The 24094-nt window shown below is 59.9% G+C and carries 21 protein-coding genes; 17 read left to right on the top strand and 4 right to left on the bottom strand.

Annotated elements, in window-relative coordinates:
- Positions 1-163: 163 nt before the first annotated feature.
- Positions 164-2230, top strand: a complete 2067-nt coding sequence (locus tag FCH38_RS17640; protein WP_236776638.1) for a TonB-dependent receptor — start codon at positions 164-166, stop codon at positions 2228-2230.
- Positions 2231-2315: 85 nt separating this feature from the next.
- Here the strand turns inward: FCH38_RS17640 and FCH38_RS17645 are convergent, their stop codons facing one another.
- Positions 2316-3503 (bottom strand): acyl-CoA dehydrogenase family protein, encoded by a 1188-nt coding sequence (locus tag FCH38_RS17645; RefSeq protein WP_174374566.1) that lies wholly within the window; start codon positions 3501-3503, stop codon positions 2316-2318.
- A gap of 96 nt (positions 3504-3599) precedes the next feature.
- Between FCH38_RS17645 and FCH38_RS17650 the strand changes: the two genes are divergently transcribed.
- The 8 genes from FCH38_RS17650 (at position 3600) to FCH38_RS17685 (ending at position 12246) form a co-directional block, all read left to right on the top strand.
- Positions 3600-4526 (top strand): LysR family transcriptional regulator, encoded by a 927-nt coding sequence (locus FCH38_RS17650; RefSeq protein ID WP_174374567.1) that lies wholly within the window; start codon positions 3600-3602, stop codon positions 4524-4526.
- Positions 4527-4653: 127 nt separating this feature from the next.
- Positions 4654-5715, top strand: a complete 1062-nt coding sequence (locus tag FCH38_RS17655) for a LacI family DNA-binding transcriptional regulator (RefSeq protein WP_174374568.1) — start codon at positions 4654-4656, stop codon at positions 5713-5715.
- Complete coding sequence (locus FCH38_RS17660) at positions 5712-6734, top strand: ABC transporter substrate-binding protein (RefSeq protein ID WP_174374569.1); 1023 nt, start codon at positions 5712-5714, stop codon at positions 6732-6734. Before FCH38_RS17655 ends, FCH38_RS17660 begins: the two co-directional genes overlap by 4 nt.
- A 177-nt stretch (positions 6735-6911) precedes the next feature.
- Positions 6912-7739: an ABC transporter permease gene (locus FCH38_RS17665; protein WP_149900869.1), complete on the top strand. Its 828-nt coding sequence runs from the start codon at positions 6912-6914 to the stop codon at positions 7737-7739.
- Positions 7736-8515 (top strand): ABC transporter permease, encoded by a 780-nt coding sequence (locus FCH38_RS17670; RefSeq protein ID WP_125146475.1) that lies wholly within the window; start codon positions 7736-7738, stop codon positions 8513-8515. Before FCH38_RS17665 ends, FCH38_RS17670 begins: the two co-directional genes overlap by 4 nt.
- Positions 8508-9533: an ABC transporter ATP-binding protein gene (locus tag FCH38_RS17675; protein WP_174374570.1), complete on the top strand. Its 1026-nt coding sequence runs from the start codon at positions 8508-8510 to the stop codon at positions 9531-9533. Before FCH38_RS17670 ends, FCH38_RS17675 begins: the two co-directional genes overlap by 8 nt.
- A 2-nt stretch (positions 9534-9535) precedes the next feature.
- Positions 9536-10456: a nucleoside hydrolase gene (locus tag FCH38_RS17680; protein ID WP_174374571.1), complete on the top strand. Its 921-nt coding sequence runs from the start codon at positions 9536-9538 to the stop codon at positions 10454-10456.
- Positions 10453-12246 (top strand): adenine deaminase, encoded by a 1794-nt coding sequence (locus FCH38_RS17685; protein ID WP_174374572.1) that lies wholly within the window; start codon positions 10453-10455, stop codon positions 12244-12246. Before FCH38_RS17680 ends, FCH38_RS17685 begins: the two co-directional genes overlap by 4 nt.
- 51 nt (positions 12247-12297) lie before the next feature.
- On the opposite strand, the gene FCH38_RS17690 is transcribed toward FCH38_RS17685, so the two are convergent.
- From FCH38_RS17690 to FCH38_RS17700, 3 genes are all read right to left on the bottom strand, one after another.
- Entirely contained in the window at positions 12298-13491 is a 1194-nt protein-coding gene (locus FCH38_RS17690; RefSeq protein ID WP_174374573.1) for a hypothetical protein, read from the bottom strand.
- A gap of 6 nt (positions 13492-13497) precedes the next feature.
- Positions 13498-13959, bottom strand: coding sequence for a hypothetical protein (locus tag FCH38_RS17695; protein ID WP_153515823.1), 462 nt, complete (start codon positions 13957-13959; stop codon positions 13498-13500).
- A gap of 224 nt (positions 13960-14183) precedes the next feature.
- The gene (locus FCH38_RS17700) at positions 14184-15356 is read right to left on the bottom strand and encodes a M20 aminoacylase family protein (protein WP_174374574.1); all 1173 of its coding nucleotides are present in this window, start codon (positions 15354-15356) and stop codon (positions 14184-14186) included.
- A 200-nt stretch (positions 15357-15556) separates the two neighbouring features.
- Between FCH38_RS17700 and FCH38_RS17705 the strand changes: the two genes are divergently transcribed.
- The 8 genes from FCH38_RS17705 to FCH38_RS17740 all read left to right on the top strand — a co-directional run bounded on the left by FCH38_RS17705 (position 15557) and on the right by FCH38_RS17740 (position 23965).
- The gene (locus FCH38_RS17705) at positions 15557-16252 is read left to right on the top strand and encodes a phosphoribosyltransferase (RefSeq protein ID WP_174374575.1); all 696 of its coding nucleotides are present in this window, start codon (positions 15557-15559) and stop codon (positions 16250-16252) included.
- A 205-nt stretch (positions 16253-16457) separates the two neighbouring features.
- Positions 16458-17513: a dipeptidase gene (locus tag FCH38_RS17710; protein WP_174374576.1), complete on the top strand. Its 1056-nt coding sequence runs from the start codon at positions 16458-16460 to the stop codon at positions 17511-17513.
- 52 nt (positions 17514-17565) lie between these two features.
- The gene (locus FCH38_RS17715) at positions 17566-19206 is read left to right on the top strand and encodes an ABC transporter substrate-binding protein (protein WP_174374577.1); all 1641 of its coding nucleotides are present in this window, start codon (positions 17566-17568) and stop codon (positions 19204-19206) included.
- 18 nt (positions 19207-19224) lie between these two features.
- Positions 19225-20292, top strand: coding sequence for an ABC transporter permease (locus FCH38_RS17720; RefSeq protein ID WP_174374578.1), 1068 nt, complete (start codon positions 19225-19227; stop codon positions 20290-20292).
- A complete protein-coding gene (locus tag FCH38_RS17725; RefSeq protein ID WP_149900880.1) occupies positions 20289-21221 on the top strand; it encodes an ABC transporter permease in 933 nt (310 codons plus the stop codon). Before FCH38_RS17720 ends, FCH38_RS17725 begins: the two co-directional genes overlap by 4 nt.
- The gene (locus FCH38_RS17730; protein WP_149900881.1) at positions 21218-22054 is read left to right on the top strand and encodes an ABC transporter ATP-binding protein; all 837 of its coding nucleotides are present in this window, start codon (positions 21218-21220) and stop codon (positions 22052-22054) included. The genes FCH38_RS17725 and FCH38_RS17730 overlap by 4 nt, the downstream gene beginning before the upstream one ends.
- On the top strand, positions 22051-22800 hold the full coding sequence (locus tag FCH38_RS17735) for an ABC transporter ATP-binding protein (protein ID WP_149900882.1): 750 nt from the start codon (positions 22051-22053) through the stop codon (positions 22798-22800). Before FCH38_RS17730 ends, FCH38_RS17735 begins: the two co-directional genes overlap by 4 nt.
- A 262-nt stretch (positions 22801-23062) precedes the next feature.
- Entirely contained in the window at positions 23063-23965 is a 903-nt protein-coding gene (locus FCH38_RS17740) for a LysR family transcriptional regulator (protein ID WP_174374579.1), read from the top strand.
- Positions 23966-24094: the final 129 nt, after the last annotated feature.

The following is a 24094-nucleotide window of genomic DNA, read 5'->3' on the forward strand; positions in this document are numbered from 1 at the left end:
TTTGTTGTAAATATGGCACATCCCGTTACGGAACCCCAATTGTCCGCAATGCAGAACGTATTCTCTATTGCGAAACAGATAACGCTTCCATTACTTGAATATGACTTTAATACTCATGTTTATTTAGGGGTGTGTTATGGGGTTTCGCTCTAACGGTCGTTTGATGAACGGAGTCAGCGTTCTGACACTGGCGACGCTGTTTGTAACGCCGGTCCTGGGTCAGGATCAGCTGGCTGAGACAGCGGGGACGACCGTTCTCAAACCGATCGTCGTGACCGGTGAAAAAGTGGCGCGCGATATGAGGAATACGGCGTCGTCCGTTTCGGTCATATCCAGTGAGAAAATCAAAAAGGAAAAGACCGGCGACCCGACCGTTTCGGATGCGATCAAGGATATTCCGAACGTCGTTTACACCGACAATGTCAGCGCTCCGATCATTCGCGGACAGGACACGCAGGGACCGAATACGGGTTCAATCGCCTTCTTCACCGGCACGGTGCCGCGCGCCACGATCAATGTCGACGGTCATTATCTCGGTTATAACGAGTTCATCTATGGCGCGACCTCCATCTGGGATGTCGACAGCATCGAGGTCTTCCGCGGTCCGCAGACCACCTCACAGGGCGCGAACGCTATTGCCGGCGCCATCCTCGTCAATACCAAAGACCCGACGTTTACGCCGGAAGCGAGCTATCAGGCCGAGATCGGCAATTATCACCAGAAGCGCGGTTCCTTCGCCTTTTCCGGTCCGCTGATCGAAGACGAACTGGCGGCGCGCATGGCGATCGACTATTCAGGTCGTGACACCTTCATCGATTATATCAATTCCGCTTTTGCCCATGACGGCACGGATCAGAACTTCAAGGAGTTCAACGGTCGTTTCAAGCTTCTGTGGGAACCTTCGGAAATCCCCGGTCTTTCGACCAAGCTCACCTATTCCTATAACGCCTCCAACCGGCCTAGCCAGGAAGCGGCGTCGCGTCCTTTCGAGGATCTCAATCACATCACCAACACGATGCCGAGCTTCAGCCAGTATACCAATACCGGCATTCTCGACATCAACTACGATTTCGAGAATGGTGTGAAACTGTTCAACCAGACGCAGTTTTCCTCGTCCATCGCCAAGCGCAGGGTCGGCATTGCCAATACCGGCGATGCCGATATCGACCTGAAGAACACCTCCCACGAAACCCGTGTGACCTTTGGTGATCAGGAGGATGTGTTGAGCGGCGTAGCGGGTATCTTCTACGCGCATACGAAAGCCGACGAAGTGCTTTATCTGCGCGGAACATCGCGCTTCAACGACACCAAGGACAATCTCGGTCTTTTCAGCGAACTGAGCTATCGCCTGACCGATCAATGGACCCTGACGGGTGGTCTGCGCTACCAGCAGGACCAGATTCAGCGCAGCGGTTACAGAACGCTGAGCGCCACAAGCAGAAGTTCGGTCAATTATGACGAGACTTTCTCTGAAATTCTGCCGAAGGCCTCGCTCGCTTATGCCGTGAATGATGACTGGACGGTGGGTGGCTTGATCAGCCGCGGTTACAATCCCGGCGGTGTTGCATTTGACCTGACGACCAGCAAATGGCGGACCTTCGACAAGGAAACCATCTGGAACTATGAACTCTTCACCCGCGCCAGTCTGCTGGATGATACGCTGACGATCAACGGCAACCTGTTCTACATGGACATGAAGGATGCGCAGTTCAACGTGCCGATCGTTGTGTCCACCGGCATCAGCGAATCCTACACCGTCAATGCTGAAGAGGCCCATGCCTACGGCCTGGAAATCGGCGCGGATTATCAGGTTCTCGACAATCTGACGCTCAAAGCCAGCGCCGGTTTGCTGAAGACGAAAATCGACGAGATTTCCAGCAATTCCGCCTATCTCGGCAAGGAATTCGCCAAGTCTCCCGGTTACAGCTTCACCATCGGCGCGAGTTGGGACGTGACGGACAAGTTCACCGTTTCGGGGCAGGTGCGCCATCTCGACGGTTATTATTCCGACACGGATAACAAGGCCGTCTATGCGATCGAGCCCTATACGATCGCGGATGTGCGGGCGAGCTACAAGTTCCAGGAGGAGCTTGAGTTCTACGCTTACGTCAAGAACGTCTTCGACGAACGTGCGCCGACACTGATGAAGGAAAATCGCGGTATTGGCGGCATCGAGGCCAGCATGACCGAACCGCGCATGTTCGGCATCGGTGTTCGCGGCACCTTCTGAGCCACCGGGCGAACCAGAAAGACAAAAAGGCCTTCGAAGCTGTCTTCGAAGGCCTTTTTCTTACTGGGAATGATGGGGCAACGCCTCAGAAAAACGCCTGAATGCCCGTCTGCGCCCGGCCGAGGATCAACGCGTGAACGTCATGCGTGCCCTCATAGGTGTTGACCGTTTCAAGGTTCTGGGCGTGGCGCATGACGTGATATTCGATCTGGATGCCGTTGCCGCCGTGCATGTCGCGGGCCTGGCGGGCGATATCCAGCGCCTTGCCGCAATTGTTGCGCTTGATGATGGAGATCATTTCCGGCGCCATCCTGTGCTCATCCATCAGGCGGCCGATGCGCAGCGATGCCTGAAGGCCGAGCGCGATTTCAGTCTGCATGTCGGCGAGCTTCTTCTGGTAAAGCTGCATGCCGGCCAGCGGCTTGCCGAACTGCTTGCGGTCGAGACCATATTGCAGGGCGCGGAACCAGCAATCTTCGGCCGCGCCCATCACACCCCAGGAAATGCCATAGCGGGCGCGGTTGAGGCAACCGAACGGGCCTTTCAGGCCGGAAACATTGGGAAGAAGCGCGTCTTCCCCGACTTCGACGCCATCCATGACGATTTCGCCGGTAATCGAGGCGCGCAGCGAGAGTTTGCCGCCGATCTTGGGGGCGGAAAGGCCCTTCATGCCCTTTTCCAGCACGAAACCCCTGATCTGGTTGTCATGGGCTTCCGATTTGGCCCAGACGACGAAGACATCGGCGATCGGCGCATTGGAAATCCACATCTTCGAACCGCGCAGGCGATAGCCGCCGGCGATCTTTTCGGCGCGGGTCTTCATGCCGCCGGGATCGGAACCGGCATCCGGCTCGGTCAGCCCGAAACAGCCAATAAGCTCACCCGAGACGAGGCCGGGCAGGTATTTCTTCTTCTGTTCGTCAGAGCCATAGGCGAAGATCGGGTGGATGACGAGCGAGGACTGCACGCTCATCATCGAGCGATAACCGCTATCGATGCGCTCCACCTCGCGGGCGACGAGACCGTAGGCGACGTAGCTCGCATTGGCCGCGCCATATTCTTCCGGCAGGGTGACGCCGAGCAGGCCGGTGCGGCCCATCAGACGGAACAGTTCTGGCTCGGTGGTTTCGGAAAGATAGGCCTCGGACACGCGCGGCATGAGTTCGGATTTGCCGAAGGCGGCGGCGGCGTCGCGGATCATCCGCTCGTCGTCGGTCAGTTGGTCTTCGAGCAGGAAAGGGTCCTGCCAATTGAATGCTGCGCGTTCGCTCACTTTATGCCTCCGGATTTGCTGGCCGGATTATTGGTAATCGATCCTGACGGCACAAGCCATGTTTACTCATTTTTGCATTACCTATAGTCATATCTCATGACATCTCTCAGCCGCAAACTCCTGCCCTCCACCAGCGCGCTTGCCGCTTTCGATTCCGTTGCCCGGCTCGGCAGCTTTTCCGCCGCTGCCGATGAGTTGGCCCTGACGCAAGGGGCGATCAGCCGGCAGGTTATGTCACTGGAAGAACAGCTTGGCGTGCGGCTGTTCGAGCGTGGCGCGCGCGGCGTGGCGTTGACGGCGGAGGGGCAATCTTATGCGAAATCGATTGCCGCGGCGCTGGGCGAAATACGCTCCGCGTCGCTGCAGATCATGACCAAAACGCATGGCAATACGCTGAACCTTGCCATGCTGCCCACTTTTGGCACCCGCTGGCTGCTGCCGCGTATCCCGGATTTCGTGTCCAGCCACCCGGAAATCACCATCAATTTCGCCACCCGCATCGGGCAATTCGACTTCGAGCGCGAGCAGCTGGATATGGCGATCCATATCGGTCAGGCGGACTGGCCGGGAGCGGAATGCACTTTTCTCATGAATGAGATGGTCGCCCCGGTTTGCAGTCCTGAATTTCTCCGCGCCAATCCGGTGTTGAAAGCAGAAGATATTGCCGCCCTGCCGCTGTTGCACATGGCCTCCCGTCCGGGCGCATGGGGCCACTGGTTCGAAAGCCTCGGCCTGTCGCTCGCTCTGCCGCAGGGCATGCGATTCGAGCAGTTTTCCAGCGTGGCGCAGGCCTGCATCGCCGGGCTGGGCGTGGCGCTGATGCCGCTTTTCCTGATCGACAACGAACTGAAATCGCGGCAACTGGTCAAAGCCTTCGATCATCAGGCTAAAAGTCCAAGCTCTTATTACGCGGTGGCGCCGCTTTCGCGCGCCAATCACGTTCCAGTCGTGCTGTTTCGCGACTGGCTGGTGCGGCAGGTGGAGGCCTATCGTGCGGCGAATGGCTCGTCGCTGCAAAAATAACCGCACTTTTTTCGGGCATTTATGTCTTATGCCCAGCTTTTCGCCCATTTTGCCGCCGGCTGGACTCGACAGGGCGGTTTCGCTCGACTATCTTGATTAAACGTTTAATCAGCCCTTTCGGTCCATCATGGCATCTTCACGGCCTGCCACCAATCTGAGCGCGATAGCAGCGGCACTCGGCGTGTCGGTGGCAACCGTGTCCAATGCGCTGTCGGGCAAGGGCCGCGTCTCGCCTGATCTGGCGGAGCGTATCCGCAAGACGGCAAGCGAACTTGGTTATGTGCCGAGTTCGGCGGGCAGGGCGCTGCGCACCGGCAGATCAGGTGTTCTGGGGCTGGTTCTGCCCGATATTGCCAATCCTCTCTTTCCGCAGATCGCGCAGGCCATCGAAAAGGCGGCGGTGACTGCCGGTTACGGCGTGCTGATCGCCGACTCCCGCGGTGAGATCGCCATGCAGACGGATGCCATCAACCGGCTGATCGAGCGCGGCGTGGATGGAATGGTTATCGTTCCCCGCCGCGGCACGCGCATTACCGATGTCGATTGTCCCGTCGCGGTGATCGACAGCCCCTCGACCCCCGGAAACACTGTGGCCGCTGACCACTGGGATGGCGGTCGGCAGGTGGGCGAATATCTGGCGGGGCTTGGCCATCGCAAGGTGGTGCTGGTGGGCAGGAGCCGCGATTCCAACGTGCAGAATGACCGCCTTGGCGGCATTCGCGACGGTCTCGGTAAGGCCTGCGACACACAGACGCTGTGGATAGACGCCATCGAAAAGGCCGGCGGCGAGGGCTGCCGACTTGGGCTTGCCGACAGGGTCGCTGCGGGGTTCACCGCTTTTGCCGCCGTTTCCGATCTCCACGCATTGCGCGCACTCACCGAATTGCAGCGCGAGGGCATCGACGTGCCGGAAGAGGCCAGTGTCACCGGCTTCGATGATCTCATCTTTTCAGCCGTGGTCACCCCGCCACTGACGACGATGCGCATGAATATGGGGCGCATTGCCGATCTGGCCGTCGAGGCGCTGCTGCGCGCCATCGACGGCGCGGGTGAAAACGGCGTCGCCATCGATGTCACGGCAGAAATCTCGAAAGTACCGATGGCGCTGATCATGCGCGGCTCCACCGGCAAAGCAAAGCATGATGCGATTGAAGCCAAAAAAATCACAGCAGGAGAACTCACACCATGAAAAAGATCATTCTTGCATCGGGCGCTGCCCTGATGCTGACGATGGGAGCCGCTGAGGCGCAGGACAAGACGCTGACGATCTCGGTCTACGCCTTCGCGCAGGACGAATTCAAGGAACTGGTCTATACGCCGTTTGAGCAGAAATGCGGCTGCAAGCTGGTGGTCGAGACCGGCAACAGCGTCGAGCGTCTGGCCAAGATGGAGGCCAACAAGGCCAATCCGGTGGTCGATCTCGCCATCGTCTCCATGGCGGATGCGCTTTCCGCCACCCGCAAGGACCTGATCCAGAAGATCGACGCCGCCAAGGTGCCGAATATCGAAAACCTCTATGACATCGCCAAGGACCCGAATGGCGACGGCATGAGCGTCGGCGTCAATTTCTACGCCACATCAATCGTTTACCGCACCGACAAGATGAAGATCGATAGCTGGGCCGATCTCCTGAAGGACGGCATCGTCGATCACGTCGCCTTCCCGAACGTCACCACCAACCAGGGCCCGCCGGCGCTTTACATGCTGGGCAAGGCCATCGGCAAGGACACGCCGGATCTTGCCGGCGCCATCGAGGCCGTGGGCGAAAAGAAGGACGAGATCGTCACTTTCTACGTCAAGTCTTCGCAGCTGGTGCAGCTGATGCAGCAGGAAGAAATCTGGGCAGCGCCGATTGGCCGTTTCTCCTGGGCGCCCTTCACCAAGCTCGATCTGCCGCTTGCCTGGGCCACGCCCAAGGAAGGACAGACCGGCGGCATGAACGTGCTCGTGGTGCCGAAGGGCACGAAGAACGAGGACCTTGCCCTGCAATTCATGGATTTCTGGCTTTCGACCGACGTCCAGAAGGCGCTGGCCGAAAAGCTGGTCGACAGCCCGACCAATAAAGAGGTCAAGGTTTCCGACGAGGTGGCGAACAATATCACCTATGGCGATGAAACCGCACGCAGCCTGCAGCTCATTCCGTCCGACGTGACGCTTGATAACCGCGACAAGTGGTTGTCGGAGTGGAACTCCAAGGTCGGGCAATAAGCTAAAATAGTCGAATTCAGTCAGAAACGGGGTGATTTTCAGCGTCCGCAAGGGCTCGCTCCGTTTCGGGAAAAGCGGTTTGGTCGTCCCCTGACCGCTTTTCCAACCTTTTAAAGCCGCAAGCTGGTATTCCGGCTTCAAGCGTAACCGGCCACGGGCCGTTCAGGGAATAAACCAATGTTTCAGAACCGGGCCGAAGCGCTGGCGCTTGCCTTGCCCGCCGCGATTTTCGCGGCGGCGGTTTTTCTTGTGCCGGTCTTCATGCTTCTGTCGGAAGGTTTCCGCACCACTGACGGCTGGACAGTGTCAGCTTACGCCGATTTCTTTTTCGATCCGCTGAACCGGACGGTCTTCCTGCGCACCCTGAAGCTCGGCGCGCTCGTCACCGTCGTTTCGGCGGTGGTGGGGTATGCGGCCGCCTTCGCCATCATCAACCTGTCGCAGGGGACGAAGGGCCATGTGGTCAATCTCGTCGTACTGCCGCTGATGATTTCGCCGGTTGCCCGCACCTATGCCTGGATCGTCATTCTCGGCAGAACCGGCATCGTTAACCAGGCGCTGCAGGCGGTGGGCCTCAGCGATGCGCCGATCCGCATCCTGTTTTCCGAAACGGCTGTTTTTATCGGCCTTCTGCAACTGTTCCTGCCGTTGATGATCATCTCGCTCATCAGTGCGCTGGAAAACATGCCGAAGGACACAATCGCCGCCGCCCGCGTGCTCGGCGCCAACTGGTTTCAGGTGTTCTGGAAGGTCATCCTGCCGCTCACCAAGGAAGGGCTGGTCGTCGGCGGCACGCTGGTCTTCACCGGTTCGCTGACGGCCTATATTACGCCCGCCATTCTCGGCGGCTCGAAGGTGCTGATGCTGGAAACACTGCTTTATCAGCAGGTCACAGTCTCCAACAACTTCGTTGCCGCCAGCGTCATCGCCTTCATCCTGATCGTCATGAGCTTTGCCGCCAATATCCTGCTGAAGCGCATCGCCACCGCAAGGAACAAGAAATGACAAGGCAGCTCTTCATTCCGCTCACGCTTCTTCTCGTTGTCGGTTTCCTCATCGGGCCGTTCCTCATCATCGTCGCCGCCTCGTTTTCGGCCGGCGATACGCTCGCCTTTCCGCCGCAGGGCTTTTCGCTGAAGTGGATCGCCAAGGTCTTCACGGTCGAAAGCTTCCGGGAAAGCTTTGCGATGTCGATGTTCCTCGCCATCGGCGGCACGTTCACGGCGCTCATCCTCGGCATTCCGGCCTCTTATGCCATGTCGCGCTACAAGCTGCCTTTTGCCGAGACGGTGCGCACCATCGTTTCCGCGCCGATTATCGTGCCTGGTATCATCGTCGGTCTGGCGCTGCTGCGATATTTCGTCGTGCCTTTCGGCATCGGCATCACGCTTGCCCTGTTTCTCGCCCACACAGCGCTCATCCTGCCCTATGCGGTGCGGGTGGTTTCGGCCAGCCTCAACAATCTGCGCTCGGATATCGAGGAGGCTGCGGTGCTGCTCGGCTCGTCGCGGGTTGGCGCATTTTTCCGGGTGGTGCTGCCGAATATTCGCGGCGGTATCCTGTCGGCCTTCATTCTCGGTTTCGTGACGAGTTTCAATCAGGTGCCGGTGTCACTGTTCCTGTCCGGCCCCGGCGTGCGCACGCTGCCGATCGACATGCTGGGTTACATGGAAATCGTCTTCGATCCGTCCGTTGCAGCACTTTCTTCGCTGCTCGCCTTCCTTTCCATCGGCATCGTCTTCATGGCCGAACGTTTTCTGGGGTTCTCCCGTTATGTCTGACGCAAATTATCTTTCGCTCAACAAAGTCTCGCTCGCTTATGGCAACAGCATCGCCGTCAAGGATCTCGATCTTGATATCCGCAAGGGCGAGCTTCTGGCCTTGCTGGGGCCTTCCGGCTGTGGCAAGACCACGACGATGCGCGCCATTGCCGGGTTGATGCCGGTGGCGGGCGGGCGCATCGATCTCGATGGCGTCGATATTACCCGGGTCGCGGCCAACAAGCGCGCCGTCGGGCTGGTGTTCCAGTCCTACGCGCTGTTTCCGCATCTGACGGTATACGAAAACGTCGCCTTCGGCCTGAAGCTCAAAGGCATGAGCGGCAAGGCGCTGGAGGACAAGGTCGCCTCGGGTCTGAAGTCGGTCGGGCTTCCGAACTTCGCTTCGCGCAAGCCGGCGGAGCTTTCCGGCGGCCAGCAGCAGCGCGTGGCGCTGGCGCGCTCCATGGTCATGGAACCGAAGGTACTGCTGCTTGACGAGCCCCTGTCCAACCTCGATGCGCGTCTGCGGCTGGAAATGCGTACCGAATTGCAGCGTGTGCAGAAGGAAACCGGCGTGACGATGATCTTCGTCACCCATGACCAGATCGAGGCTTTGGCGCTGGCCGACCGCATTGTCGTCATGAAGGGCGGCAAGATAGAGCAGATCGGCACGCCGGAAGAGATCTATAACGCCCCGGTTTCGTCTTTCGTGGCGGATTTCGTCGGTTTCGAAAACATCTTCGCGCTGGAAGGCGGCGCGCTGAAAACCGCCAACGGCACAACACCGCTTCCCGGACCAGTCCGTTCAGCATCTGGACTGGCCTGGCGGCCGCGCATGGTTACCCTCGGTTCAGGTCCGTTCCAGGGAACCGTGCGCGGTACATCCTTTGCCGGCAACAGCCGCGAATATCTGCTCGATACGCCGCTCGGGCTCATCAAGGCGGAAACCGATGCGGCGCTTGCCGCGCATGTCATCGGCGATACGCTTGCCTTCGACCTGCCGGTCGAAAAGGCGGCGAGCCTCAAGGTGTTCAACTGATCATGGGTGTATGGATCGATACCGATATGGGCTTCGACGACATTGCCGCCATCATGGTGGTGCAATCGTCCGGCCTTGCCATAGACGGCATTTCGCTGGTCTTCGGCAATGCGACGCTGGAAGCGGTCTGCGGCAATGCCGCAGGCGCCGTTGCTGCTTTCGGCTGGTCCATGCCGATCCATCAGGGCCGCGCCAAGCCCGTGCTCGGTGCGCTCGAAACCGCCCAGTCGATTCTCGGCGACAGTGGCATCCCGACCGTCGGCCAAAGCCTGCCGGATGCGCCGGCCTTGCCGAGAAGCGATGCCTTTGCCGCCCTGTGCAACTGGCTAGGGGGCGAAGGCGAAAAACGCATCCTCGCGCTCGGACCACTCACCAATATTGCCGCGCTTTGCCTTGCCCGACCTGATCTTGCCGCCCGGATTTCCGACCTCACCTGGATGGGCGGCGGCCTGACCAGCGGCAACCACACCGCATCGGCCGAATTCAACGCCTTTGCCGATCCGGAGGCGCTGGCCATCGTGCTGTCCCACGGCCTGCCGCTGCGCATGGTCGATCTCGACGCCTGCCGCAAGGTTACAGCCTCTCCGGCCGATGTGCTGCCGATCCGCGATGCCGGCGGCAAGAATGCCAGGCTGATTGCCGATCTTCTGGAGGGCTTCATCGGCATTGCCACCAGCCGCGGCAGGGCGGCCATGGCGCTTTATGATCCCGTCGCTGCCGTTGCCTTTACGCCCGGTCTCATTGGCTGGCGGCAGGCGCGGATCGATGTCGAGCTTCATTCCGCCTTGACCCGAGGCAGAACGGTGGTTGAGACGCGTGCCGACAAGGTGGAAACCTTCAATGCGCACTTCGCCGAAACCGTTGATGCTGAAGGTGCAAAGGCTGCCGTTCTCGAGGCGCTGCGCCGGGAGGCTGCCCGATGAGCGCCAAATCCCCGATACGCGAAGCTGATGATCTCACCGACGACACCCTGCGCGCCCGCGCCGTTGCTGCAGCGCGGGGAGACCAGCCCTTCGATATTCTCATCACCGGCGGAACGTTGGTGGATGTGGTGACCGGCGAGCTGCGCGCCGCCGATATCGGCATCGTTGGCTCGCTGATCGGCAGCGTCCATGAACCCGCTAGTCGCAGCGACGCTGCAAGCATCATCGATGCGGCCGGAGCCTATGTCGCGCCGGGCTTGATCGACACACACATGCATATCGAAAGCTCGATGGTCACGCCGGCCGCCTATGCGGCGGCGGTGGTCGCCCGCGGTGTCACCACCATCGTCTGGGACCCGCATGAATTCGGCAATGTCCATGGCGTCGATGGTGTCCGCTGGGCGGTGAAGGCAATCGAAAATTTGCCCCTGCGCGCTATTCTGCTGGCGCCTTCCTGCGTTCCTTCTGCACCGGGACTGGAACGCGGTGGTGCGGACTTCGACGCTACCATTCTCGCCGATATCCTGTCATGGCCGCAGGTTGGTGGCGTTGCGGAAATCATGAACATGCGCGGCGTCGTCGAGCGCGATCCGCGCATGAGCGGTATCGTGCAGGCCGGGCTTGTCTCGGACAAACTGGTCTGCGGCCATGCCCGTGGTCTGAAAGGTGCCGATCTCAACGCCTTCATGGCGGCGGGCGTCTCCTCTGACCACGAACTGGTGTCGGGGCAAGATCTGATGGAAAAGCTGCGGGCGGGGCTGACGATCGAGCTGCGCGGTTCGCATGATCATCTGCTGCCGGAATTCGTGGAAGCGCTGAATGCGCTTGGCCATCTGCCGCAGACGGTAACGCTCTGTACCGACGATGTTTTCCCGGATGATCTGTTGCGAGGCGGCGGGCTGGATGATGTGGTGCGCCGGCTTGTGCGTTACGGTCTCAAGCCTGAATGGGCGCTGCGCGCCGCCACGCTGAATGCCGCGCAAAGGCTCGGCCGTGCCGATCTCGGCCTCATCGCCGCCGGCCGCCGCGCCGATCTCGTCGTTTTCGAGGATTTGAGCGACTTTGCGGCCCGCCAGGTGATCTCGAATGGCAGGGCTGTCGCTGAAGGCGGCCGCATGCTTGAGGATGTTCCCGCCTGCGACGCCACCGCGCTCGAAGGCTCGATGAAGCTGCCGCTTCGCGAGCCCGATGATTTCCGGGTCACATCCGAAGGCACGAAGATACGCCTCGCCACCATCGACCGCCCGCGCTTTACCCAATGGGCAGAAACGGAGGCTGCGGTAAAAGACGGTTTCGTCATTCCGCCCCAGGGTGTGACGATGATTTCCGTCACCCATCGCCACGGCAAGGCCGAGCCCGTCACCAGAACCGGCTTTCTCACCGGCTGGGGAACATGGAACGGTGCCTTCGCGACCACGGTCTCGCATGACAGCCACAACCTCACCGTCTACGGTGGCAATGCGGAAGACATGGCGCTGGCCGCCAACGCGGTGATTGCCACGGGCGGCGGCATGGCCGTCGCCTCAGGGGGCAAGGTTACCGCACTGCTCCCGCTGCCGCTTTCCGGCCTCGTTTCCGATGCCCCGCTTGAAGACGTGGCAAAGGCTTTCGAAGAATTGCGCGCTGCCGTCGGCAAGGTGGTGGAATGGCAACCGCCCTATCTGGTCTTCAAGGCCTGTTTCGGCGCCACGCTCGCCTGCAATATCGGCCCGCACCAGACGGATATGGGCATTGCCGATGTTTTGACGGGAAGGGTGATGGAGAGCCCGGTGATTGCGGTGGTGGAGTGAACGCCGGGTATTCCCGGTGTGCTTTTTTCTCATTCCAGTAAATGGAGTGGGCTATACCGAAAGCGTATTGCCCACCTCATTTTCGGCCCAGTCATGCGCCCAGCTGGCGCGTGAGCAATAACCCCGACTGCCATCCTCGCCGAAAAACACGCCGGCCCAGAGCGGTATCGCATCGTCCGTCAGAACCCAGCCGCCGGAATCGCCCTGTGTCGGCACGGGGGTGACGAGATGCCCCAGGGCGCCGCCGATCGGCAGGCTCGGCTGTGGCCGAAGTTCGATCTGGTCGCGAAAACAATAGGTCGACGTGCCGTCGGTGAAAGCGTAGCTAATCGCCAGCGAGCCGAGCTTGCATTTATAGACGCCGCTTTTACCTCTCAGTGTCACATTCTGCCCCGGCGTCAGGCTGGCGGCCACCCCGCCCAATGATGACGATGCCGGTGCGGCGCTCAGCTCGATCAGCGAAAAATCGAACATGTTCACAGGCGGATCGTTGCCAGGGTAGGGGGTGGGCATCGGTAGCGCCACCGGATCGCAGACCGTCCTTGCCGGCAGAGGGTGGAGCTTCGTGTGGTATTTGGCAGTGCCGATCCGGCTTCCCGACGCATCGAAAATATCGTCGCCGCTTTGGGCGACATGAGCGCAGGTCATACCATATTTTTTGTTGCTGAGACTGTCCGTCAGCGTTCCGCCATAGGTGCCGGATGCGCCCGCATTGGTGGTGATCTCATCGCCCGCCGCAAAGGCAAGCCTTGCCCTCGGGCGCTCTTGGATACGCGCGTAGGCAGGGCTTTGGTTGATAAGGGTGGTCAAGTTGCGCAAGGCCGCCAGGTTATCGTCTTCTTCCGCTGTGGTGGGGTTTTTTACCGGCGTCTTCAATGGTCCGTAGACGATTGTCATCATGACCGGGCCGCTTTTCTCGGGGTGTGGAATTGCGTTCCACAGGGAAACCTTGCGCGTGAGGTCGCGGCGTCTGTATCCCTGATAGGGAAGCTGAAGCGGCCAATAGGGAAGAGAGAAGGGCGCACCCCACCGGTCGTGCAAGGGGCTTTGGTCGAGCAGATAGTCATAGAAGTAGCGTTCGTTGTCCGGCACCACACCATCTTCCAGATCGTAAAGCAGCATCCACACCGGATCCACATCGAGTGTGAAGCCGTGGACGATGGGGATTTCCGAGGCCTGGCGCGCGAGTTGCGTCATGGCTTCGGAAGCGTCGAAATAGCCGCGCAGTTCCTCATAGGTCGGCATCGGCGCTTACTCCGGTTTGGGTTCGAAAAACCCCGCGACGAAGGTGAAGATCGGCGCGAGCAGGCCGGCCGCGAAAACGCTGTACCAGCCGTGCACGAGAAACACCGAGCCGCTCAGCGTATAGGCCCAGAGCACGAAGGCGATGGTGGAAATGCTGGCGTTCAAAAGCCACGGTTGGCCCGGCAGTTTGCGACGGTGAAGATAGATCGGTGTGCCGACGATGCCGAGGCCCAGAATGATCCAGCTGACGATCACTGCCTGCATGGGAACGACACTATCCGCCGTCAGCAAGCTCAGTCCATAGTGGGAATTGACCATTTTATCGACCGCGACGTAAAGGGCGACCGATTCCGCCGGAATATATTTGATAAGGCGATCGCGATAATCGTCAGGCGGCAGGTTTTTCAACGATTTGGCGCCGGCCAGACGTCCGATGATCGCACTTTGTGGCACAACAAGTCTCACCATGACGCTTGCCTGCTTAAAATTGTTGAACCAAAACAAAGTAATAAATGTGAATATTTTTTGAATGTATACTATAGGAAGCGAAGAGTCTATTGCGTATGGGTGTATATTTTGTTGAATATAGGCGATGACAGTGTATTCATTTGCGCCGCAGCGTGAGGCAAGGGCTGTCGTGTGAAAATCTCACATCTGAAAGCCGTTCCGGGCTTGGACCGGAACGGTCTTATTCATTCCACTGCCAGTTCCTGCTCGACCAGTGTCGCCCAAAAGGCCACACCCGGCACGATGGCCATGTCGTTGAAGTCATACGAGGTATTGTGGTGCAGCGCGCCATCCACCGCAGGACCGTTGCCGAGCCAGACGTAGCAACCGGGGGCTTCACCCGCGAAGAAGGCGAAGTCGTCGCCGGCGGTCGAGGGTGGGAAGGCGGTGCGGGCTTTGGTGCCGAACACTGTTTTTGCGGCCCTCAACGCCCGCTTCGTCGCTTCCGTCTCGTTGATGACGGGGGGGATGCGGCGGATGAATTCATAATGTGCCTCGATGCCGAACATCGCTGCCGTGCCTTTGGCGAGCCTGCCGATTTCCGCTTCCAGCTGGTCGCGCACCTCAGGTGCATAGGCGCGCGCCGTGCCGCCGATTTCGACGAGATCGGGAATGACGTTGAGTGCCTTGGGGTCACCCGCCTGCACCGAACAGGCGCTGACCACGGCGGGCTGCAGCGGATCGATCACACGGCCGACGATCGTTTGCAGCGAGGCGAGGAAGGTGCCTGCCGCCGTTATCGGGTCACGGCCGAGATGTGGTTTGGCGCCATGGGTGCCTATACCCTTGAAGGTCACGCGCCAGCTGTCGGAAGAGGCAAGCTGCGGGCCTTCCACCACCGCCATTTCGTCGATGGCTAAGCCCGGCATATTGTGCAGGCCATAAACGGCATCGCAGGGGAACAGCGAGAAAAGCCCGTCCTCCACCATTTTCTTCGCACCACCACGGCCTTCTTCGGCCGGCTGGAAGATGAAATGCACGGTGCCGGAAAAATCGCGGGTCTTTGCAAGATTGCGCGCAGCACCCAGCAGCATGGCGGTGTGGCCATCATGGCCGCACGCATGCATTTTGCCGGGAAATTTCGATTTATAGGGCCTGTCGGGTACTTCCGGCATGGCAAGCGCATCCATATCGGCACGCAGGCCGATGCTGCGGGTGCCGTTGCCCACCTGCAGGGTGCCGACGACGCCGGTGCCGCCAAGACCGCGATGCACCTTCAGCCCGGCCCGTTCCAGAAGATCGGCGACGATGGCGCTGGTTCTCTCCTCTTCGAAGCCCAGTTCCGGATGCGCGTGCAGATCGTGGCGAAGCTCCGTCAGGAATGGCAGGTCCTCACCGATCCGGTCCAGCAGTCTCATGGGCAGCTTGTCCTTGAATATGGGAAAAACCCGCGTCATAGGTGGGTTTGTCCGAATGCCTGTTGCTTTGTTCCCTTCTAGCTGAAAAAGCCAATGAAATGAACCCGCCGCATGTCTGCGGTTGTTGAATTCTGAATATGCCGAACGGGCTGAAAACCGCTGTCGCGTGTCGCCGCCCTGTTCCTGAAAGAAGATGAAAGATGCCGCCATCCACATCATCGCCCGCAGCGCCACACGAATTCTGGCAGGATATTCATCCGCCTCGTGCCTTCGAAACGGCCGGCCCGCATTCGGCATTCTTTCCGGCGGAACTGGATGACGACAGGCAGATCTGCCTGCCGATAAGGCCGCTGGCGGACGGCGAGCATGCGCTCGCCTCGCTCATCGTCAATCAGGCTTCTTTCGAGGTGCTGGAGGCGCTGGCGGCTGACCTTGCCCAAAAGCTTGCTCCCTTCGAGCCCGATGTCGTCATCGGCCTGCCGACGCTCGGTCTGACACTTGCCGCCGCCGTTGCCCGCCATCTTGGCCATTCCCGTTACGTACCGCTCGGCACCTCGCGCAAATTCTGGTATCTGGAGGAACTGTCGGTGCCCATGTCCTCCATCACGACCAAACAGGAAAAGCGGCTTTACATCGATCCGCGTATGTTGCCGCTGATCGAAGGCAGGCGGGTGGCGCTGGTGGATGATGTCATCTCCAGCGGCAGTTCCATCATTGCGGGTCTGTCGCTTCTCGCCTCGTCGGGCATCCGGCCGGTGGCGATCGGCGCGGCCATGCTGCAATCGGACCGGTGGCGGGAAAAAATTGCCGCTTTCGGGCCGGAATGGCCGGAGCGGGTGAGGGGTGTTTTCACCACGCCGTTGCTGAAAAAAGCCGAAGGTGGCTGGCGGGCTTGACGTTGCGCAAATTCCTGAAAAACGCAAGTGGTGATAATTTCATCATTGCCTAATTTGCGTCTTGCGAAGCCGCGAGAGATCGTCCTAAGATCACCTCCGACAGATTATAGCGCTCGGCGAAAAACGCGCCGGTTTGCTTTCGTTCGGTGTCATTCCGGCGTCTGCCCGCCCCCTTTGGTTTTGCCGCTTACTGGAATTTCTTAACATGCATGCAGTGTTCGACGGTCATAATGATGTGCTGCTTCGGTTGTGGCGCAACAGCAAGGCCGGGGCCGATCCGGTTGCGGAATTCAAAAACGGTACGCGTGAAGGGCATATCGATGGTCCTCGCGCCAGGGCCGGCGGTCTTGGCGGCGGAATCTGCGCCATCTACATCCCCTCCGGTGACCTCATTTTGCAGGAGCCGGACGAAAGCGGCCACTACGACACGCCGCTCGCCGCGCCGCTGGAACGCTTGCCTTCGCTCGATATCGCCATGGAGAAGGCGGCAATTGCGCTGAGGCTCGATCGCGCTGGCGCCTGGCGGCTTTGCCGTTCCACGGCCGATATCCGCAAGGCCTTTGCCGAGGATGTTTTCGCCGCCGTGCTGCACATAGAAGGCTGCGAGGCGATCGGTGCCGATCTCGATGCGCTCGAGGTATTTTACGCCGTCGGCCTGCGTTCGTTGGGTCCGGTCTGGAGCCGGCATAATGTTTTCGGCCACGGCGTTCCCTTTTCCTACCCCATGTCGCCCGATACTGCGCCCGGCCTCACCGATGCCGGTTTCGCGCTGGTGAAGGAATGCAACCGGCTCGGTATTCTGATCGATCTCGCGCATATCACCGAAAAAGGCTTCTGGGATGTGGCCAGGACCACCAACCAGCCGCTGATCGCCAGCCATTCCAACGCGCATGCGCTCACCCCCGTTGCTCGCAATCTCACCGACCGCCAGATGGACGCCATCAAGGATAGCCACGGTCTGGTTGGTCTCAACTATGCCGTGACGATGCTGCGGGCCGATGCGCGTGACATTGCCGACACGCCGCTTTCCGACATGGTGCGCCATATCGACTACATGGTGGAGCGCATGGGCATCGACTGCGTGGCGCTCGGATCGGATTTCGACGGCGCAACCGTACCTGTCGGAATAGCCGATGCGAGCGGCAACCACAATCTGGTTGCGGCGCTGAAATCGGCGGGCTACGGTGATGGAGAACTTGCTAAAATATGCCAGGAAAACTGGCTGCGTGTTTTGTCTGAGGCCTGGCACGAGCCGGCCTGAGGGCACCACTAAAAGCGAATGAAATCAATCTTATAACAAAAGGGGAGATCCTATGATCAAATCGCTCAACAAATCCATGCGTATCCTCAGCACCAGCGCCGCTCTGTCGCTGATGATGCTGTCTGCGCCGCAAGCTTTTGCGGCCACTCCGGCCGATACGCTGGTCGAAGGTTTCGCCATCGACGACATCATCTCGCTTGATCCGGGTGAGGCTTTCGAGCTTTCCGCAGCGGAAGTCACCGGCAACACCTATAGCAAGCTGGTTTCCATCGATCTCAACGACACCTCCAAGGTCATTGGCGATCTGGCCGAGAGCTGGACGACCTCCGAGGATGGCCTCACCTACACCTTCAAGCTGAAATCCGGCCTGAAATTCGCCTCCGGCAACCCGATCACCGCTGACGATGTGGCGTTCTCGTTCGAACGCGCCGTCAAGCTCGACAAGTCGCCGGCATTCCTGTTGACGCAGTTCGGCCTCAAGGGCGACAACGTCAATGAAAAGGCCAAGGCTGCGGACGCAAACACCTTCGTGCTGACGGTCGACAAGCCCTATGCGCCAAGCTTCGTGCTTAACGTGCTCACGGCCACCGTTGCTGCCGTGGTGGACAAGAAGCTGGTGACTGAAAAGGCGAAATCGGTAACCCCGACCGCCGAATACAAATACGACACCGATTTTGGCAATGCCTTCCTGAAGACCGGTTATGCCGGTTCCGGCCCCTACAAGATCCTTGGCTGGAAGGCCAATGAGTCGGTCGCTCTGGAAGTAAACCCGAATTATTACGGCGAAAAGCCGAAGCTGAAGCGCGTTGTCTATCGCCACATGAAGGAAAGCTCCGGCCAGCGTCTGGCGCTTGAAAACGGCGATATCGATATCGCCCGCAATCTTGAGCCAGGCGATATGGATGCCGTTTCCAAGAAGGACGGCCTCGCCGTCACTTCCGCGCCCAAGGGCACCGTCTATTATTTCAGCCTCAACCAGAAGAACGAGAACCTGAAGAAGCCTGAGGTCATCGAGGCCTTCAAATATCTCGTCGATTATGACGCGATCGGCGCGACCCTGATCAAGGGCATCGGCGAAGTCCACCAGACCTTCCTGCCGAAGGGCCAGCTCGGCGCGCTTGACGAGAACCCCTACAAGCTCGACGTCGCCAAGGCCAAGGAACTTCTCGCCAAGGCCGGCCTGAAGGACGGCTTCACCGTAACCATGGATGTGCGCAACACGCAGCCGGTGACTGGCATTGCCGAAAGCGTGCAGCAGACGCTGGCGCAGGCCGGCATCAAGCTCGAAATCATTCCGGGTGACGGCAAGCAGACGCTGACCAAATACCGCGCCCGCACGCATGACATCTATATCGGCCAGTGGGGTTCGGACTATTTCGATCCGAATTCGAATGCCGAAACCTTCACCATCAACTACGACAATTCCGATGAAGGCAAGAACAAGACGCTCGCATGGCGCAATGCCTGGGACGTTCCTGACCTGACCAAGGAAACGCAGTCGGCGCTTCTGGAAAAAGACACCGCCAAGCGTGCCGCCATTTATGAAAACCTGCAGAAGGAAGTTCTGGCGAAGGGTCCTTTCGTCATCATCTTCCAGCAGACGGAAGTGGCCGGTTATTCGAACAAGCTCAAGGGCCTGAAGCTTGGACCGAGCTTCGACACCAACTTCGTTTCGCCCATCTCCAAGGAATGATCCGGAAGGATCGGTCTCTTGAGCATCGTTGAAGCAAACAGCAGGGCAAGGCACGGCAAACGCCGTGCCAACGCCCGCACCAAAGCCATTCTCGGCTTCGCCATCACCGTCATCACCACCTTTCTGGGGCTGATGGCGGTGACGTTTTTCATTGGCCGCGTCATTCCGATCGATCCCGCTCTGGCGATCGTCGGTGACCGTGCGCCCGCCCATGTGGTGGAGCGCGTACGGGAAGAGCTCGGCCTCAACCTGCCGCTCTGGCAACAGTTTTTCCTTTACCTGAAGCAGGCGCTTTCGGGTGATTTCGGCATTTCCGTGCTCACCACCAATCCGGTGATGGAGGATATCAAGCGGGTTTTCCCCGCCACGATCGAGCTTGCCACGCTCGGCACCATCATCGGTGCGGTGTTCGGCATTCCGCTCGGCGTCCTTGCCGCCGTCAAGCGCGGCAGCTTTGCCGACCAGATCGTGCGCGTCATCGGCCTCATCGGTTATTCCGTGCCTATTTTCTGGCTCGGCCTTCTGGCGCTGCTGTTTTTCTACGCCCGCCTGCAATGGGTGGCGTATCCTGGCCGCATGGACATCGTCTACGAATTCACCTTCACGCCGATCACCGGTTTCTTTTTGATCGACGCGATCTGGCAACGGCAATGGGACGTGTTGTGGGACCTGTTCCGCCACATCATCCTGCCTGCCTGCCTGCTCGGATATTTTTCGCTGGCCTATATCAGCCGCATGACGCGTTCATTCATGCTGAACGAGCTTAGCCAGGAATATATCGTTGCTGCGCGCGCCAAGGGGTTGTCGGAAACCCGCATCATCTGGTTCCACGCGCTGCGCAATGCCGCCGTGCCGCTGGTGACCGTGATTGCGCTGTCCTATGCAGGTCTATTGGAAGGTTCGGTGCTGACCGAAACCATCTTCGCCTGGCCGGGGCTCGGCCTCTACATCACCAATTCCCTGCAGAATGCGGATATGAACGCCGTTCTCGGTGGCACGATCGTGATCGGCGCCATCTTCGTCGGCATTAATATCTTTTCCGATCTGCTTTACCGGACGCTCGATCCAAGGACGCGCAGCCGATGACGATTTCGACCGATACATTGAAACCTTACAGCCGCGAATGGCTGCTCTCCGACCGACCGGCCTCGCGCAAACAGGCCCGGCTTGGCCGCGCCTACGTCATCTGGCGGCGGTTTTCGGAAAACCGGCTGGCGCTGCTCGGCCTCGGTATCATTGCGGCTCTGCTATTCGTGGCGCTGTTTGCCAATGTGCTGGCGCCGCACAACCCCGTGCAGGGCGATCTGCGCAATGCCCGGCTTTTGCCGCCCGGCACTGCGGGTTATCTTCTCGGCACCGATGATCAGGGGCGGGATATTCTCTCGCGCCTCATCCACGGGTCACGGCTGACGCTGTTCGTGGTGCTGCTGGTGGCGATTATCGCCGCGCCCATCGGGCTGATCGTCGGCACCGTCTCGGGTTATGCCGGCGGCTGGGTCGATGCCATCCTGATGCGCATCACCGATATCTTCCTTGCCTTCCCGAAGCTCGTCCTGGCGCTGGCGCTGGTGGCGGCTCTGGGGCCAGGCATCGAAAATGCGGTGCTGGCTATCGCCGTCACCTCATGGCCGCCCTATGCGCGTATCGCGCGCGCTGAAACCATGACCTTCCGCAATTCCGATTTCATCGCGGCGGTGAAGCTCATGGGCGCTTCGCCCTTCCGCATCGTGCTGAAACACGTCATGCCGCTGTGCATGTCGTCGCTTATCGTGCGCGTCACACTCGATATGGCGGGCATTATCCTCACCGCCGCCGGTCTCGGTTTCCTTGGCCTCGGCGCGCAGCCGCCGCTGCCGGAATGGGGGGCGATGATCGCTTCAGGCCGCCGTTTCATTCTCGATCAATGGTGGGTTGCCGCCATGCCGGGTATCGCGATCCTGATCGTCAGCCTCGGTTTCAACCTTCTGGGCGACGGCCTGCGCGATGCGCTGGACCCCAAGGAGGCGGGCCAATGAGCGCGCCGCTTCTGACCGTCGACAATCTGCGCGTCTCCTTCCCCACCCGCACCGGGCTGGTGGAGGCGGTGCGCGGTGTATCCTTTACGCTGGGCCGCGAACGGCTTGGCATCGTTGGCGAATCCGGCTCCGGCAAATCGCAGACCGGCCGCGCCATCATGGGGCTGACCCCGAAGGGGGCGCTCATCGAGGCCGATACGCTGCGCTTCGGCGATATCGATCTTCTCAGCGCTTCGGCGAAAGAAAGGCGGCTCATGCGCGGCAAGCGCATGGCCATGATCCTGCAGGATCCGAAATATTCGCTGAATCCGGTCATGACCATCGGCCGCCAGATCATGGAAACCTTGCGGACCCATGAGAACGTCAGCTCAGGCGAGGCGCGCCAGCGCACGCTCGCCATGTTGGAGGCGGTGCAGATTCGTGATCCCGAGCGGGTGTTTGATCTATACCCGCATGAGGTTTCCGGCGGCATGGGCCAGCGTGTCATGATTGCCATGATGCTGGTCTGCGGCCCGGAACTGCTGATCGCCGATGAGCCGACTTCGGCGCTTGACGTGACGGTTCAGCTGGAAGTGCTCGACATTCTCGACAGGCTGGTGCGCGACCGCGGCATGGGGCTGATTTTCGTCAGCCACGATCTGCGGTTGGTCTCGTCTTTCTGCGACCGGGTTCTCGTCATGTATGCGGGCAAGGTGGTGGAGGAACTGTCATCGGCCAATCTGAAGGAAGCGAAGCACCCCTATACGCAGGGTCTGCTCAACTGCCTGCCGGAGATTGGCGGCCACCGGCATCCGTTGCCGGTTCTGGAACGCAAGCCGGAGTGGCGCGCATGAGCACAGTTCTTTCTATCCGCGACATGGTGGTCGACTTCGACGGTTACATCGCGCTCGACAGCGTCAGCATCGACGTGGCAGAGGGCGAATCCTTCGGCATCGTCGGCGAGTCCGGTTCCGGCAAGTCGACGTTGCTGCGGGCGATTGCCGGCCTCAACCATTTCGACGAAGGCTCATTGATGGTGGCTGGTCGCTCCTATTCGAGCAAGCATCGCGACAAGAGCTTCTACAGTGATGTGCAAATGGTGTTTCAGGACCCTTACGGTTCCCTTCACCCGCGCCAGACTGTGGATGCGCTGCTGCTGGAGCCGCTGGTCATCCACGGTCTCGACAATCGTGAGCAACGCATTGCCCGCGCGCTCGACGAGGTGGGTCTCGGCTCCGGTTTCCGGTTTCGGTATTCGCACCAGCTTTCCGGCGGCCAGCGCCAGCGCATCGCCATTGCCCGTGCGCTGATCGTCGAGCCGAAAATCCTGCTGCTGGACGAGCCGACTTCGGCGCTCGATGCCTCCATCCAGGCGGAAATCCTCAACCTGCTGGAACAGGCGCGCAAGGATCGTAACCTCACCTTCGTCATGGTCAGCCACGATCTCGGCGTCATCAGCCACATGTGCGACCGTCTGGCGGTGATGAAGAGCGGCAAGGTTGTGGAAATGCTGGAGGCTGAGGCGCTGGAAAGCCGCGAGTTCAGCGCGGATTATACAAGGCAGCTGCTGGTGGCGAGTGAGGGTTTTAAACGCGGTTGATTGGCGGGAAGGTGCCTCCCTTTCTTCTCCCCACCGGGGAGAAGATGGCCCGAACGGGGCAGATGAGGGGGCAAGCTCTCCGAAATCCGGCAACGTTGCCCCCTCATCCGGCGCTGCGCGCCACCTTCTCCCCGGCCGGGGAGAAGAAACAAGTGGCAAGCTTCGTTCCCCACGCGATCTTCTCCGGTGACGTATTCTCTCATCGAGCGGCGGTGATATGCTGCCCCGCCACACCGGCATATCCGAACAAGGTACCCACACCATGCAACTGCGCGCATTGATGTATTTCGACGAACTCGTCCGTACAAATTCCATGCGCGCCGCGGCGGAAAACCTCAATGTTGCGCCAACGGCGGTGAGCCGGCAGATCGAAAATCTGGAATATTATTTCGGCTCGCCGCTGGTGGAGCGCTCCAGCCGCGGCGTGAAGTTGACGGCGGCGGGGGAGTTGCTCGCCGCCCGCGCCGGCAAGACGCTACGGGAACTCGATCATGTGCACCAGCTGATCGATGACCTGAAGGGGCTGCAGCGCGGCCGGGTCACGGTCTATGCCAATGGCGCGACGGTGGCGAGCCTTCTGGCGCCGGTGCTGGCACAGTTCAGCCTGAAATATCCAAAATTGCGTTTCGAGGTGCATATTACCAGCGCTCGGCAGGCGATGGAGGCGCTGGGTGCGGCGGAGGCCGATCTGGTCGTCAGCCTTTTTGCCCCAAAGGTTTCCGGTGTGAAAGTGCGCTCGCGCACCCGCATCAGTTACGATGTCATCTTCCCGGCCGGTCATGCGCTCGCGGCCCAGCCGGAGGTTTCGCTGAAGGAACTGGCCGGCCTGCCGCTTGCCCTGCCGGACAAGAGTTTCGCCGCACGACAGGCATTCGATACGCTGTTTGCCGATGCGGATGTCGAGCTTGATCCCGTCTTTATCACCAGCTCGCTGGAGATGCTGAAGGAACTGGTATTGGGGCACGCGGCGGCCACGCTGCTGCCCGCTTTGTCGGTAGCGCGCGAAATCCGCAGCGGCCAGATGGTCGCCGTTCCCCTTGCCGGCAAGAAGGGCATTCATACCCAGATTGATCTCTGCGTTGCTCCCGACAGGCAATTGTCCTTCGCCGCCTCCAAGCTTGCCGATTTCATCGAGCGCTTCATGCGCGAGGCAACGGCGGGGTAAACGGGGCACTCCCATGTCTCTGTCCGAGAGGTTGATTTCCGGTCGCATTTCCGTGTAGCCATTTCAGCTACACGGAGCACACAAAAATCGAGATTGTGTGTGCGCCTGCAACATGACACTCTTTTTGCA

The organism is Agrobacterium tumefaciens, from assembly GCF_013337285.1.
Lineage (GTDB): Bacteria > Pseudomonadota > Alphaproteobacteria > Rhizobiales > Rhizobiaceae > Agrobacterium > Agrobacterium burrii.